The 12555-nt window shown below is 53.9% G+C and carries 17 protein-coding genes; 12 read left to right on the top strand and 5 right to left on the bottom strand.

All coding sequences use genetic code 11. The features are described from left to right. Positions 1-90: 90 nt before the first annotated feature. The 5 genes from QUD59_RS12165 to QUD59_RS12145 are packed head-to-tail and all read right to left on the bottom strand — an operon-like array spanning position 91 to position 3085. Entirely contained in the window at positions 91-381 is a 291-nt protein-coding gene (locus QUD59_RS12165; protein WP_286237310.1) for an STAS domain-containing protein, read from the bottom strand. After that, on the bottom strand, positions 381-1031 hold the full coding sequence (locus QUD59_RS12160) for an MlaC/ttg2D family ABC transporter substrate-binding protein (RefSeq protein ID WP_286237308.1): 651 nt from the start codon (positions 1029-1031) through the stop codon (positions 381-383). The genes QUD59_RS12165 and QUD59_RS12160 overlap by 1 nt, the downstream gene beginning before the upstream one ends. A 2-nt stretch (positions 1032-1033) precedes the next feature. Beyond that, complete coding sequence (gene mlaD, locus QUD59_RS12155; RefSeq protein WP_286237306.1) at positions 1034-1492, bottom strand: outer membrane lipid asymmetry maintenance protein MlaD; 459 nt, start codon at positions 1490-1492, stop codon at positions 1034-1036. A gap of 1 nt (position 1493) precedes the next feature. Next, on the bottom strand, positions 1494-2273 hold the full coding sequence (mlaE, locus tag QUD59_RS12150; RefSeq protein ID WP_286237305.1) for a lipid asymmetry maintenance ABC transporter permease subunit MlaE: 780 nt from the start codon (positions 2271-2273) through the stop codon (positions 1494-1496). Continuing rightward, positions 2273-3085, bottom strand: coding sequence for an ATP-binding cassette domain-containing protein (locus QUD59_RS12145; RefSeq protein ID WP_286237303.1), 813 nt, complete (start codon positions 3083-3085; stop codon positions 2273-2275). The genes mlaE and QUD59_RS12145 overlap by 1 nt, the downstream gene beginning before the upstream one ends. A gap of 195 nt (positions 3086-3280) precedes the next feature. Between QUD59_RS12145 and QUD59_RS12140 the strand changes: the two genes are divergently transcribed. From QUD59_RS12140 to mgtE, 12 genes are all read left to right on the top strand, one after another. Beyond that, positions 3281-4240 carry a calcium/sodium antiporter gene (locus QUD59_RS12140; protein WP_286237302.1) on the top strand — a complete coding sequence of 320 codons (960 nt, stop codon included), beginning with the start codon at positions 3281-3283 and terminating at the stop codon, positions 4238-4240. A 16-nt stretch (positions 4241-4256) separates the two neighbouring features. Then, positions 4257-5228: a KpsF/GutQ family sugar-phosphate isomerase gene (locus tag QUD59_RS12135; RefSeq protein ID WP_286237300.1), complete on the top strand. Its 972-nt coding sequence runs from the start codon at positions 4257-4259 to the stop codon at positions 5226-5228. Next, entirely contained in the window at positions 5228-5764 is a 537-nt protein-coding gene (locus QUD59_RS12130; RefSeq protein ID WP_286237299.1) for a KdsC family phosphatase, read from the top strand. Before QUD59_RS12135 ends, QUD59_RS12130 begins: the two co-directional genes overlap by 1 nt. Then, positions 5764-6333: an LPS export ABC transporter periplasmic protein LptC gene (gene lptC / locus QUD59_RS12125; RefSeq protein WP_286237297.1), complete on the top strand. Its 570-nt coding sequence runs from the start codon at positions 5764-5766 to the stop codon at positions 6331-6333. The genes QUD59_RS12130 and lptC overlap by 1 nt, the downstream gene beginning before the upstream one ends. Further along, positions 6323-6844, top strand: a complete 522-nt coding sequence (gene lptA / locus QUD59_RS12120) for a lipopolysaccharide transport periplasmic protein LptA (RefSeq protein ID WP_286237295.1) — start codon at positions 6323-6325, stop codon at positions 6842-6844. Before lptC ends, lptA begins: the two co-directional genes overlap by 11 nt. Positions 6845-6847: 3 nt before the next feature. Continuing rightward, positions 6848-7573 carry an LPS export ABC transporter ATP-binding protein gene (gene lptB / locus QUD59_RS12115; protein WP_286237294.1) on the top strand — a complete coding sequence of 242 codons (726 nt, stop codon included), beginning with the start codon at positions 6848-6850 and terminating at the stop codon, positions 7571-7573. Between the two features lie 46 nt (positions 7574-7619). After that, positions 7620-9122 carry an RNA polymerase factor sigma-54 gene (locus QUD59_RS12110; protein WP_286237293.1) on the top strand — a complete coding sequence of 501 codons (1503 nt, stop codon included), beginning with the start codon at positions 7620-7622 and terminating at the stop codon, positions 9120-9122. Between the two features lie 56 nt (positions 9123-9178). Continuing rightward, entirely contained in the window at positions 9179-9469 is a 291-nt protein-coding gene (gene hpf, locus QUD59_RS12105; RefSeq protein WP_286237292.1) for a ribosome hibernation-promoting factor, HPF/YfiA family, read from the top strand. A gap of 19 nt (positions 9470-9488) precedes the next feature. Next, on the top strand, positions 9489-9944 hold the full coding sequence (gene ptsN / locus QUD59_RS12100; RefSeq protein ID WP_286237291.1) for a PTS IIA-like nitrogen regulatory protein PtsN: 456 nt from the start codon (positions 9489-9491) through the stop codon (positions 9942-9944). 11 nt (positions 9945-9955) lie between these two features. After that, positions 9956-10813, top strand: coding sequence for an RNase adapter RapZ (rapZ, locus tag QUD59_RS12095; protein WP_286237289.1), 858 nt, complete (start codon positions 9956-9958; stop codon positions 10811-10813). Positions 10814-10818: 5 nt separating this feature from the next. Beyond that, positions 10819-11088: an HPr family phosphocarrier protein gene (locus tag QUD59_RS12090; RefSeq protein WP_286237288.1), complete on the top strand. Its 270-nt coding sequence runs from the start codon at positions 10819-10821 to the stop codon at positions 11086-11088. 117 nt (positions 11089-11205) lie between these two features. After that, entirely contained in the window at positions 11206-12555 is a 1350-nt protein-coding gene (gene mgtE / locus QUD59_RS12085; RefSeq protein WP_286237287.1) for a magnesium transporter, read from the top strand.

Genomic DNA, 12555 nt, shown 5'->3' with positions numbered 1-12555 from the left:
CTTCAAGATAAAAAATAAGGCGGAAATAATAACGGATCGAGACAAAAAAGGCGATGCCAAGCATCGCCTTATTAGCAGATCCGCGTTAATTTACGCAATCTGTTTCTCAAGCCCGACCAGACGGACAATGCCGCGCAATTCTTCAGACAAGTTCAGTGCATGCAGGCGGGTGCCATTACCGTTAGCAAAACGCAGGCAACAGAGCCAGAAAGAGAGCGCGGAACTATCCGCCGCGGTCACTCCAGCAAAGTCCAGATTCACATCGCCATCAAGGCCTGACAGCATCTGCTCTACCTGTTTACGCACAGCGACGATCACCGGGAATTTAAGCTCACCATCAAGACGGATCGTCTGCTCTGCTTCAAGCCGGACGCTGGCCATCAGGCACTCTCCTTACCCGGATCGACCTTATCTTTCCAACTGGCAATCACTTTAGAAACATCACCGCGATGCTCCTGCATCATCTCCGCAAACTGGTTCTTGAAGCTGAGACGGATATTGATACTGCCATCCAGTACCGCATTCACCAGCATCCAGCTCTGTTCCTGCTTACGCATGTAGTAGATCAGCGTGTATTTGGAGCCATCCGCAGCAAACACATCAACACTGACGATCTGCTTGTCTTCGTGCGGGCTCTCACCCCGTGGCGGCACCAGCGCGTACTTTTCAATCTTAAAGCCGACCAGCGCCTTGGCGTAGGTTTTCAGCAGCGTGGTTTTAAATACTTCAGCAAAGCGCTCACGCTCGGCATCATTTGCCTTACGGTAGTATTTGCCCATCACACCCTTGGCGATGTAGCTGAAGTCCACTACCGGTGACAGCACTTTATCAACCTCAGCAATCAGCAGGTCTTCAGCCGACTCTTCCAGCAGGGTTTTATCTTCCATTAACTGAATAACATCGCGGGTTGCCCCCTCGATTACAGCACTGGCTTCATTCCAGCCCTTAGACTCATCAGCCTGCGCAACCGGTACCAGCAACATCGTCAGCGCCAGCAACCAGTGACCACTGCGCTTTGCTATTGTCGCCATCATCATTCGCTCACCTCATTAAACAGGAATTTGCCAATCAGCTCCTCCAGTACCAGCGCTGACTGCGTATCCTCAATGTAATCGCCGTTCTGCAGGTACTCTTCCTCAGCACCTACCGTCACACCGATATACTGCTCACCCAGCAGACCCGCGGTCAGAATAGCAGCAGAGCTGTCAGTGGAGAGAAAATCAACATCACTGTTAATATCCATCGCCACCCGGGCGACCAACTGGTTATGGTCCAGCTCAATACTGGTCACCTGACCGATGGTCACGCCGGACATCGTCACTTTCGCTCGCGGTGTCAGACCACCGATATTCTCAAAACGTGCGTATACCGTATAGGTATTGCCTCCTGAGGACATACTCAAGCCACTGACATTCAGTGCCAGACCGATCAACGCCAGAATCCCTGCCAGAATAAAGGCACCTACGCTGATCTCCAAGACCCGCATACGCATATTAAAGCTCTCCAAACATTACAGCTGTAAGAATGAAATCCAGACCTAACACCGCCAGAGACGAGTAGACCACGGTTTTGGTCGTTGCCTGGCTGATCCCCTCTGAGGTCGGAATACAGTCATAGCCCTGGAATACGGCAATCCAGGTCACGACAAAACCAAACACCACGGCTTTTATCAGGCCGTTCATCACATCATCAGCAAAGTCTACTGAATTCTGCATATTCGCCCAGAAGGAACCCTCATAGATTCCCAGCCAGTCGATACTGACCAGCGCACCGCCGTATATACCCACCATGGCAAAAACGGCCGAAAGCACCGGCAAACAGATAAAGCCAGCCCAGAATCGTGGCGCAATAATCCGTCGCAACGGATCGACACCGATCATCTCCAGACTCGACAACTGCTCAGTTGCCTTCATCAATCCAATCTCTGCGGTCAAGGCAGAACCGGCCCGCCCGGCAAACAGCAGCGCCGTGACCACCGGCGCCAGCTCCCTGACCAGACTCAAAGCCACCATCTGGCCCACCGCCTGCTCAGAACCATAGTCCACCAGAATGGTATAACCCTGCAATCCCAGCACCATGCCGATAAACAGGCCCGAAACCACAATAATAATCAGTGACAGGACACCGACGAAATAGATCTGCTGAACCAGTAGCGGCAGCATCACCAGCGGCTGCGGCTTCGCCACCAGCGACTGGAACAAAATCATACCGGAGCGACCAAACGCCCCCAGCTTATCCAGACCCAGACGCCCCAGTAAGGCAAGCTTATCCACTAAACACCCCCCTGAAGCAGGTCATCTACATAGTTTCCGGCAGGAAAATGGAACGGCACCGGACCATCCGGCAGACCGTGCATAAACTGTTTCACCTGCGCTGACTCCACCTCGCGCAACTCCTGCGGTGTACCATGGGCAATCACTTTTGAGTCGGCGATCAGATAGATGTAATCCGCGATACCCAGTGTTTCCTGAATATCATGGGAGACGATAATACTGGTATGACCCAGCGAGGTATTGAGAAGTTTAATCAGATTAACCAGGACGCCCATGGCGATAGGATCCTGACCGGTAAACGGCTCATCATACATCACAATATCAGGATCCAGCGCGATCGCTCTGGCCAGCGCCACACGTCGCGCCATACCACCGGACAGCTCACTTGGCATCAGCTTATGCGCACCACGCAGACCCACTGCGTGAAGCTTCATCAGGACAATATCGCGGATCATATCTTCCGGCAGTTCGGTGTGAACCCGGATCGGAAACGCAACATTTTCAAACACGCTCATGTCAGTAAACAGCGCACCACTCTGGAACAACATGCCCATACGTTCGCGAATACTGAACAGTTCACTCCGGCCCAGGGTCGGAATATCACTGCCATCCACCAGAATGGAACCCGCCTCAGGGCGCAACTGACCACCAATCAGCTTCAGCAGCGTGGTCTTACCGGTACCCGAAGGCCCCATAATGGCGGTAATTTTTCCGCGTGGGATCTTGATGTCGACGTCCTTATAGATAGGACGATCACCACGATAAAAGCTCAGTTGCTGAATATCGATGACAACATCATCAAAATGATTCATAAGATTCCATTTCTCGAAGAGTAAACAGGCCCAATCCATACCCCTAAACAGGGTCAGCCCGATTCAGGGGGGGCAACTATACCATTTCGATCTAAAAACAGGAATATTTCCCTCTTCACAGCACTCCCTGATTCAAACACAACCCGCATTCTGCTTTAATAGCGGGCTTCTCATAAACAGGAACATATTAACTCTATGCTTTATCCGATTCTGGCACTCGTTGCAGGCTTGATTTTATTAGTCTGGAGCGCCGACCGCTTTGTTATCGGTGCCGCTGCCACCGCCAAAAATTTCGGCATGTCACCTATGCTGATTGGCCTGACCATCGTTTCATTTGGCACCTCTGCACCTGAAATCCTTGTTTCCATTATGGCTGCCACCTCCGGAGCCGGTGATCTCGCCATCGGCAATGCGCTGGGCTCCAATATTGCCAATATCGCTCTGGTACTGGGCATTACTGCCCTGATCGCACCACTGCCGGTTAAATCCGGCGTACTCAAAAAAGAGCTGCCTTTGCTGTTGGGGGTGACCCTGCTGGCCGGCCTGCTGCTGTTTAATCTGGAGCTGAGCCGGGTTGATGGCGTAATCCTGCTCTGCGCTCTCATCGTCTGCCTTTACCTGTTTAACCGTTTCCAGAAGAACGCGCCGCAGGATGAACTGGCCGAAGAGGAAGAGGAGCTTCCCAATCTCGCAACCCGCAAGGCGATCTTCTGGCTGCTTGCCGGTCTGGTCATCCTCGCCATCAGCTCCCGGATGCTGGTCTGGGGCGCAACCGAGATTGCTCTGGCAATGGGTGTCAGCAAACTGGTCATCGGCCTGACCATCGTCGCCATTGGCACCAGCCTGCCGGAACTGGCCGCTTCGGTTGCCAGCGCTATGAAAAACCACCACGACATCGCTATTGGTAACGTGGTTGGCTCAAACATATTCAACCTGGTTGCCGTGATGGCCCTGCCCGGTCTGATCTCACCGATCGGTATGGAAGCAATCGTACTGCAGCGTGACTACATGGTGATGCTCGGTCTGACTCTGGCACTGCTCGGCTTTGCCCTGTGGCGCAAGCCCCCGGCCATTGACCGCTTTGAAGGATCGCTGCTGGCCCTTGCCTATGCAGCCTATCTGTTCCTGCTATACACTATGACTCTGTCAAACTGAAGGCACCGATTCTCTTATGACAAACCCGGATTTCCTCAGCTCAGCCCGACGCACCATTCAACTGGAAGCGGAGGCGGTTGCAGAACTTCTGCAACATCTGAACCAGAGTTTTACCGACGCCTGCCAACTGATGCTTAACTGCAGTGGCCGCGTCATCGTTACCGGCATGGGTAAATCAGGTCATATCGGCAAGAAAATCGCCGCCACACTGGCCAGCACCGGCACCCCTTCGTTTTTTGTTCATCCGGGGGAAGCCAGCCATGGCGATCTGGGCATGATCACCCCACAAGATGTGGTGATCGCCCTCTCCAACTCCGGCGAAACCTCAGAGGTGGTGACCATTATTCCGCTGCTGAAGCGGATGAAAACACCACTGATCAGCATCACCGCAAATGCCGGCTCGACCCTGTCTCAGGCCGCTGATGCCGACCTGCATATCGCCATCGAACGGGAAGCCTGCCCACTGGGTCTGGCGCCCACCTCCAGCACCACCGCACAACTGGTACTGGGCGATGCGCTGGCCATTGCCCTGCTGGAAGCCCGCGGCTTCAGCGCCGAAGATTTCGCTTTTTCACATCCCGGCGGCAGTCTGGGTCGCCGTCTGCTGCTCAAAGTCAGCGATATCATGCATGCAGACAGCGAAGTACCCCGGGTCGAAAGTGGCACCCTGCTGAAAGATGCCCTGCTGGAAGTAACACGCAAGCGGCTCGGCATGACCACCATCGTTGATAACCGGGGTTGCCTGCTGGGGATCTTTACCGACGGTGACCTGCGTCGTTCACTGGATCAGAATCTGGATCTGCAGAACACCGTGATCGACAGCGTTATGACGCCAAACGGGACCACCGTAACCGGCGATATGCTGGCAGCAGAATGCCTGCAGATCATGGAAAGCCGGAAAATTAACGCCCTGATCGTGACAGACGCCGATAATCGTCCGGTCGGCGCACTGAATATGCATGACCTGCTGAAAGCCGGAGTCATCTGATGAATATCCCTGTAACCGCGTCACTGGCGCGACGCATGCAAAAAATCAGCCTGGCGGTGTTCGATGTTGATGGCATCCTCACCAGCGGACAACTGCTGTTCCTGCCCAACGGGCAGGAGGTGAAACAATTCAACACCCTCGACGGGCTGGGCATCAAACTTCTGCATGAAGCCGGTATCGAAACCGCTATCATTACCGGACGCAGTTCTAACCAGGTTGCGCTGCGGGCCAAATCCCTCGGCATTACTTACCTCTATCAGGGCCGTGAAGACAAACTCACAGCCCTGCAGGAGCTGTGGGAGCAAACCTCCCACCACGCTGAAACGACCGCTTATATCGGCGATGACCTGCCCGATCTGGCAGCAATCCGCCACTGCGCCTTTGGCGCCTGCGTACCCAATGGCCACCCGCTGGTAAAAGAGCACGCAGACTGGTGCACTGAGCGCCGTGGCGGTGAAGGTGCGGGCCGTGAATTCTGCGAAGCCATTCTGGCAGCGCAGAACAAACTCGAAGCACTGCATAGTCAGTACCTCTGATGTTTGATTTAGCCAACCGCCTCCGACTGATTCTCGCCGCGCTGATACTGGTGCCGGTACTGCTTTACTGGGGGATTTCGGACAGCCCTCAGGAAAGCGTCAGCCGCGCTCCCCTGACCGACCAGATGGACTACTTCATCGATCAGGGCAAACTGCGCGAATGGCAGAGCGAAGGGCAACTGCAACGCCAGCTCAGCACCATCCGTCTGGAGCACTACCCTGCGGAACAGGCCAGCCATCTGCAACAACCGAAAACCCTCAGTTACCGAGAGGATGGCAGCCGGGTACGCGTCACTGCCAACAAAGGGGTCAGCCTGGATGATAACAGCCGCACAGACCTTGCAGGCGATGTCAGAGTTCATGATAATCCGGATACGCCCACGGCAACGATCCTGAAAACCGAGCAACTGGCTATTTTCCACCAGTTGGACCGGGCCGAAACCGATCTCCCCGTGACCATAGAATCGGCAAACAGTATTCTCCAGGGTGTAGGCATGGACGTGGAGTTCAACAGCCGCGTCATGAATCTGCACTCTCAGGTAGAAGGAACTCACAACAATGCTAACTAAATTCGCCACCGCGCTGACCGCTCTGCTGACCCTGACTGCGTTCCAGGCCTCCGCGCTGCCGGAAGACCGTGACCAGCCTATTCACATCACAGCCAACAAAGCACGGATTGATGACAAAACCGGTATTACGACCTATATCGGCGATGTGGTCATCACTCAGGGCACGATGCTGATCGAAGCCGACCATGTTGATATGTACCGCGGTGACGAGGGCATCGACAAACTGATCGCCAAAGGCGCCCCTGCGCACTTCCGCCAGAAACCTACCGCCGAAGACCCTTACAGTGACGCCTGGGGCCTGCACATGGTTTACGAAGTCGATATTGAAAAACTGACCATCACCCAGCAGGCTAAAGTGATTCAGGAGCAGGATACCTTTACCGGCGAAAAGATCATCTACGACCTGACCCGCTCTATCGTTAACGCTTTCGGCAGTCAGGACAGTAACGAACAGAGTTCCGGCCGGGTTAACATGGTGATCCAGCCAAAGAAAAAGAATAAGGCCAACTGATAGATGAGCTTACTAGAAGCCCATAACCTGGCTAAGCGCTATAAAGGGCGCGAGGTTGTTAAAGATGTTTCCCTGCAGATCAACAATGGCGAAATCGTAGGCCTGCTGGGGCCCAACGGTGCCGGCAAAACGACCTGTTTTTACATGATTGTCGGGCTGGTACAGGCCGATCGCGGGCGCGTCAGCATTGGCGATCAGGATATTACATCACTGCCGATGCATGGCCGCGCGCGCCAGGGAATCGGCTACCTGCCTCAGGAGGCCTCCATCTTCCGCAAGATGTCGGTCAAAGATAATCTGCTGGCTATTCTCGAAACCCGAGCGGATCTCGACAAGGCCGGTGCAACTGAAAAGATGCAGGAATTGCTGGAAGAGTTTCATATCACCCACATCCGTGACAGTCTGGGTATGAGCCTCTCCGGCGGTGAACGACGCCGGGTAGAGATCGCCCGCGCACTGGCCACCGAGCCTGACTTTATTTTGCTGGATGAGCCGTTTGCCGGGGTCGACCCGATTTCGGTTAACGACATCAAGCAGACCATTCGCCACCTGCAATCCCGTGGCATCGGCATTCTGATTACCGATCATAATGTGCGCGAGACCTTGGATATTTGCGAAAGAGCCTATATCGTCAGTGAAGGCACTATACTTGCCACAGGCAAGCCGAACGAGATTTTGGCCAATCAGGCTGTTAAGAACGCCTATCTTGGCGAACAGTTTTCCCTGTAACCCGGCCATAATCTATCTGGCTATCAGGAGTTAAGACCGTCGTATTATGAAACAAGCGCTCCATCTAAAAATTGGGCAACAGCTCACCATGACCCCTCAGCTTCAGCAGGCAATCCGTCTGTTGCAGCTATCCACGCTGGACCTTCAGCAGGAGATTCAGGAAGCGCTTGAAAGCAACCCCATGCTGGATGTATCCGATGAAGATCATGGACAGGATACAAGCAACAACGAATCCGACAACCAGACTGAGACCACTGAGATCAGTGCCGGGGAAAGCAGTAACAGCGATAATGACTATGACGACAGTCCGGCTGCCGAAGATAACTGGAACGAGAGCATCCCGGATGAACTCTCTACAGACAGCAGTTGGGAAGACACCTTCCAGTCCTCCACGCCCAGCCTGAGCAAAGAGGATCTCGACAGTTTCGAATCCAATGACACCGCCGAAGAGACCCTGCAGGATCATCTGCACTGGCAGCTCAACCTCACGCCCATGAGTGACATGGATCGTCTGATCGCCACCAGCATCATCGATGGCATCGATCCCGACGGTTACCTGACCATCAGTCTTGAAGAGATTCTCGAACACTTCCAGACCGAAGAGGATGAGCAGTTCGCCGAGCTGGAACTGGATGAAGTGGAAGCGGTACTGCACCGTATCCAGCAATTCGATCCCGCCGGTGTTGCCTGTCGCGATCTCAGCGAATGCCTCAGCATTCAACTGAGCCAGCTACCGGCTGAAACCCCGTGGCGCAATGAAGCGATCAAAGTCGCCCAGCAATATATCAAACTGCTGGGCACCCACGACTACCGCCAGTTGATGCGCAAAACCCGTTTGCGTGAACCCCAGTTGCAGCAGGTTATTCAACTGATTCAGGGGCTGAATCCGAAACCCGGCGCCAGTATCAGCCAGAGCACTGCAGAATATGTCATTCCTGATGTTATCGTCACTAAGGAACGGGGCGTCTGGACAGTCAACCTGAATCCGGAAGTATCTCCTAAACTGCGGATCAACGCCGGTTACGCCGGTCTGGTAAAACGCGCAGATAACAGCTCCGACAACACCTATCTGAAAAATCACTTGCAGGAAGCCCGCTGGTTCATCAAAAGCCTGCAGAGCCGGAATGAAACCCTGCTCAAGGTTTCCAATGAGATTGTCCGACGTCAGTCCGGCTTTCTGGATCACGGTGAAGAGGGTATGAAACCCATGGTGTTGCACGATATTGCCGAAGCGGTCGAGATGCATGAATCCACCATCTCCCGCGTTACCACGCAGAAATTTATGCACACCCCCCGGGGTATCTTTGAGCTGAAGTACTTCTTCTCCAGCCATATCAGTACAGCCACCGGTGGAGCGGCCTCTTCGACCGCCATCCGTGCGCTGATTAAGAAAATGGTGGCCTCTGAAAATGCCGCCAAGCCGTTGAGTGATAACAAGATCGCCCAGTTCCTGGATGAACAGGGCTTTAAAGTCGCCAGACGTACGATCGCAAAATATCGAGAAGCGATGGGCATACCACCTTCTAATGAGCGAAAGCGTCTGGTTTAATAATAACAACACATGCACGCTGACTAAGTCTCGTCAGCATTCAGTAGGAGAGACCTATGCAGATCAATATCACCGGACACCATGTTGAACTGACCGATTCCATGCAGAACTATGTGCTTGAAAAGCTGCAGAAGATCGAACGCCATTTTGACAACATCACCAACGTTCAGGTAACTCTCAGCGTAGAAAAGCAGCGTCAGAAAGCTGAAGCTGAGATGCACGTCTCCGGCGCACAGCTGTTTGCCACTCACGAGCACGAAGATATGTATGCGGCGATCGACGGCCTGACTGATAAGCTCGACCGTCAGGTGATCAAGCATAAAGAAAAAATGAAAACCCACAAATAGGCCCACGCTTTAACACACTATGCAGGTCAATGAACTCCTGACCCCCTCAAGCACCCTTTGCGGTCTTGAGGGCGGCAGTAAAAAACGTATTCTGGAAGTCATCGCTGAGCAGATCGCTGAGCAGCATCCGGAGCTGGATAGCAGCAGTATATTCAATGGATTGCACGGCCGTGAAAAGCTGGGCAGTACCGGTATTGGTGATGGCGTTGCTATCCCCCACTGTCGCCTTGCTGACTGTCAGGATGCCATCGGCTTCCTGATTAAGCTGGATGCAGCGGTTGATTTTGATGCGATCGACAGCAAGCCGGTTGACCTGTTGTTTGCACTGGTTGTGCCGGAGGATGCCACCTCCGAACACCTGCAGACACTGGCCTCCATCGCCGAGCTGTTCAGTCAGGAAGAGGTTCGCGCAGCATTGCGCGAGGTTCAGAACGACAAGGACCTGTTTGAGACCGTTAACCGACTCAGCAGTTAGGGGCAGATGTCATGAAGCTGGTTGTGATAAGTGGCCGATCGGGCTCGGGTAAAAGTACCGCACTGCAAGCTTTAGAAGATATCGGCTTCTACTGTATTGATAACCTGCCAGCAATGCTGCTGCCCGATCTGGTGCAGCAGATGAGCAGCGACCCCAGCCATCCGAATCAGATTGCGGTCAGTATTGATGCCCGCAATCTGCTGAGTAACCTGTCGCGATTTCCTGAGATACTGCAACAACTCAGAGCTGAACACTGGGCGGATTATGAGGTGATCTATCTGGATTCCTCTGAAGCCACCCTGATTAAACGCTACAGTTCGACCCGGCGCAAACACCCCCTTTCAGATGAGAATAAAAACCTGCAGCAATCGATTCAGTCCGAATCGGAGCTGCTGGAACCGATCGCCAGTATGGCCGACATCCGCATTGACACTACACGGCTGTCACTCTACGAACTGCGGGATACGGTTAAACTCAGGGTCGCTCAACGCAAAGAACAGACCCTTTCGGTGCAGTTTGAATCTTTCGGTTTTAAGCACGGCGTGCCGCTGGATGTGGATTTTGTCTACGATGTCCGTGCGCTGCCCAATCCGCACTGGATCCCGGAACTGCGCCGGTTCACCGGTCGCGAAAAGCCGATTCAGGAGTTCCTGGGCAACTCGCCTGAGGTTGGCGAAATGATCGCAGATATCACCACCTTTCTGGAGCGCTGGCTGCCCCGCTTCGGCGAAAATAACCGCAGCTATATCACCATCGGCATCGGCTGCACTGGTGGTCAGCACCGCTCAGTCTTTATCTGTGAACAGTTAGCTTCTCATTTCTCCAAACATATGGATAATGTTCAGGTACGTCACCGGGAGCTGAGTTAATCAGGATGCAGGAAAAAGAACTACTCATCATCAACAAACTGGGTCTGCACGCTCGCGCAGCCGCCAAACTCATTGGTGTTACCTCCCGTTTCTCCTCAGCCATCACGCTGGGTAAAGATGGTCGCGAGGTGGACGGTAAAAGCATTATGTCGGTGATGATGCTGGCCGCCAGCAAAGGTACCAGCCTGACCATTCGCGCCGACGGTAGCGATGAACAGGCCGCTCTGGACGCGATCGAACAGCTTATCAACAACCGCTTCGACGAAGATGAGTAAATAATTATTACTTATCATCGGGTTATCCCAGACCTGACAATTCGCTATAATTGACCTGTCGACCCGCCGGCGCATTTCCGGCACTCCACCCCTCCAATCGTACATGTGACGCACGCTATGGCGCAGACAGAGACCAAATCACATCTGGATAAGCTGAGTGAAGCACTGGACAGCGGTGAGTTCCGCCAGATCCGCTTCACCCTCAACCATACCCTGCGTCCAACAGAAGTGGCCCGGCTGATAGAGAAGTCACCGCCAAAAGAGCGTCAGATTCTGTGGAACCTTATCTCGCACGATCTGGAAGCGGAGGTACTGCAACACCTGGCCGATGACATTCAGGCTGACATCCTCAGCCGGATGAACTCAGAAGAGGTACTCGCCCTGACCGAATCCCTCGATTCGGATGATATGGTCGACGTTCTGCAGCAATTGCCTAACCGGGTGATGAAAGAAACCCTGCGGATCATGGACAAGCAGAACCGGCGTCGGGTCGAGAAACTGCTGTCCTACCCGGAAGATACCGCCGGCGGTCTGATGAACACGGATACCACCACCATCCGTCCTGACATCACCGTTGAGACAACACTGCGTTATATCCGCCGTCATAATGAGATTCCGGAGATGACCGACAGTCTGGTGGTGGTAAGTCGTAAAGATTCCTATATCGGCCTGCTACCGCTGACTAAACTTCTGGTCTCCGATCCTGCGATCACCATCCGCGAGATCATGAATACCGATATCGAGCCGATCAACGCCAGCATGCCCGATGATGAAGTGGCAAAGCTGTTTGAAGAGCACGACCTGGTCTCCGCCCCGGTGGTCGATAACAAGGGCAAACTGCTCGGCCGTATCACCATCGATGACGTGGTTGATGTGATCCGTGAAGATGCCGACCACTCACTGATGAGCATGGCCGGTCTGGACGAAGATGAAGATACCTTTGCCCCGGTCATGAAAACCACCCGCCGCCGGGCACTCTGGCTCGGGATCAACCTGCTGACAGCCTTTATCGCATCCGCTGTCATTGGCCTGTTTGAGGAGACCATCGAAAAAGTCGTGGCACTGGCGGTTCTGATGCCGATCGTCGCCTCGATGGGCGGCATTGCCGGCTCCCAGACCCTGACGCTGGTTATCAGGGGGCAGGCTCTGGGCCATGTAGAAAAATCTAACGCCGGCTGGCTGCTGAACCGTGAGATCATCGTCGGCGCCATGAACGGCCTGCTCTGGGCTCTGGTCATCGCCGTAGTCGCGGTTATCTGGTTCCAGGATATGAACATCGGCATCATTATCGCCCTGGCGATAGTGATCAATCTGGTTGCGGGCGCTATAGCCGGCACCCTGCTGCCGATCAGCCTGAAATCCATGGGCATCGATCCGGCACTGGCCGGCAGCGTACTTTTGACAACGATTACTGATGTGGTCGGCTTCTTTGCCTTTCTCGGCCTGGCCACCATTTTTTATGCCTGA

Source organism: Neptuniibacter halophilus, from assembly GCF_030295765.1.
GTDB lineage: Bacteria > Pseudomonadota > Gammaproteobacteria > Pseudomonadales > Balneatricaceae > Neptuniibacter > Neptuniibacter halophilus.
This window is presented reverse-complemented; position numbering and strand designations above follow the sequence as displayed.

What these genes read in the sequence shown, in the direction of transcription:
- QUD59_RS12130 (WP_286237299.1), top strand. Translation starts at nt 5,228, where the DNA reads ATGAATATCCCTGTAACCGCGTCACTGGCGCGACGCATGCAAAAAATC.
- QUD59_RS12165 (WP_286237310.1), bottom strand. Translation starts at nt 381, where the DNA reads ATGGCCAGCGTCCGGCTTGAAGCAGAGCAGACGATCCGTCTTGATGGT.
- mgtE (WP_286237287.1), top strand. Translation starts at nt 11,206, where the DNA reads ATGGCGCAGACAGAGACCAAATCACATCTGGATAAGCTGAGTGAAGCA.
- QUD59_RS12135 (WP_286237300.1), top strand. Translation starts at nt 4,257, where the DNA reads ATGACAAACCCGGATTTCCTCAGCTCAGCCCGACGCACCATTCAACTG.
- QUD59_RS12110 (WP_286237293.1), top strand. Translation starts at nt 7,620, where the DNA reads ATGAAACAAGCGCTCCATCTAAAAATTGGGCAACAGCTCACCATGACC.
- ptsN (WP_286237291.1), top strand. Translation starts at nt 9,489, where the DNA reads ATGCAGGTCAATGAACTCCTGACCCCCTCAAGCACCCTTTGCGGTCTT.
- hpf (WP_286237292.1), top strand. Translation starts at nt 9,179, where the DNA reads ATGCAGATCAATATCACCGGACACCATGTTGAACTGACCGATTCCATG.
- lptC (WP_286237297.1), top strand. Translation starts at nt 5,764, where the DNA reads ATGTTTGATTTAGCCAACCGCCTCCGACTGATTCTCGCCGCGCTGATA.
- QUD59_RS12090 (WP_286237288.1), top strand. Translation starts at nt 10,819, where the DNA reads ATGCAGGAAAAAGAACTACTCATCATCAACAAACTGGGTCTGCACGCT.
- QUD59_RS12145 (WP_286237303.1), bottom strand. Translation starts at nt 3,085, where the DNA reads ATGAATCATTTTGATGATGTTGTCATCGATATTCAGCAACTGAGCTTT.
- rapZ (WP_286237289.1), top strand. Translation starts at nt 9,956, where the DNA reads ATGAAGCTGGTTGTGATAAGTGGCCGATCGGGCTCGGGTAAAAGTACC.
- mlaD (WP_286237306.1), bottom strand. Translation starts at nt 1,492, where the DNA reads ATGCGTATGCGGGTCTTGGAGATCAGCGTAGGTGCCTTTATTCTGGCA.
- QUD59_RS12160 (WP_286237308.1), bottom strand. Translation starts at nt 1,031, where the DNA reads ATGGCGACAATAGCAAAGCGCAGTGGTCACTGGTTGCTGGCGCTGACG.
- lptA (WP_286237295.1), top strand. Translation starts at nt 6,323, where the DNA reads ATGCTAACTAAATTCGCCACCGCGCTGACCGCTCTGCTGACCCTGACT.
- QUD59_RS12140 (WP_286237302.1), top strand. Translation starts at nt 3,281, where the DNA reads ATGCTTTATCCGATTCTGGCACTCGTTGCAGGCTTGATTTTATTAGTC.
- lptB (WP_286237294.1), top strand. Translation starts at nt 6,848, where the DNA reads ATGAGCTTACTAGAAGCCCATAACCTGGCTAAGCGCTATAAAGGGCGC.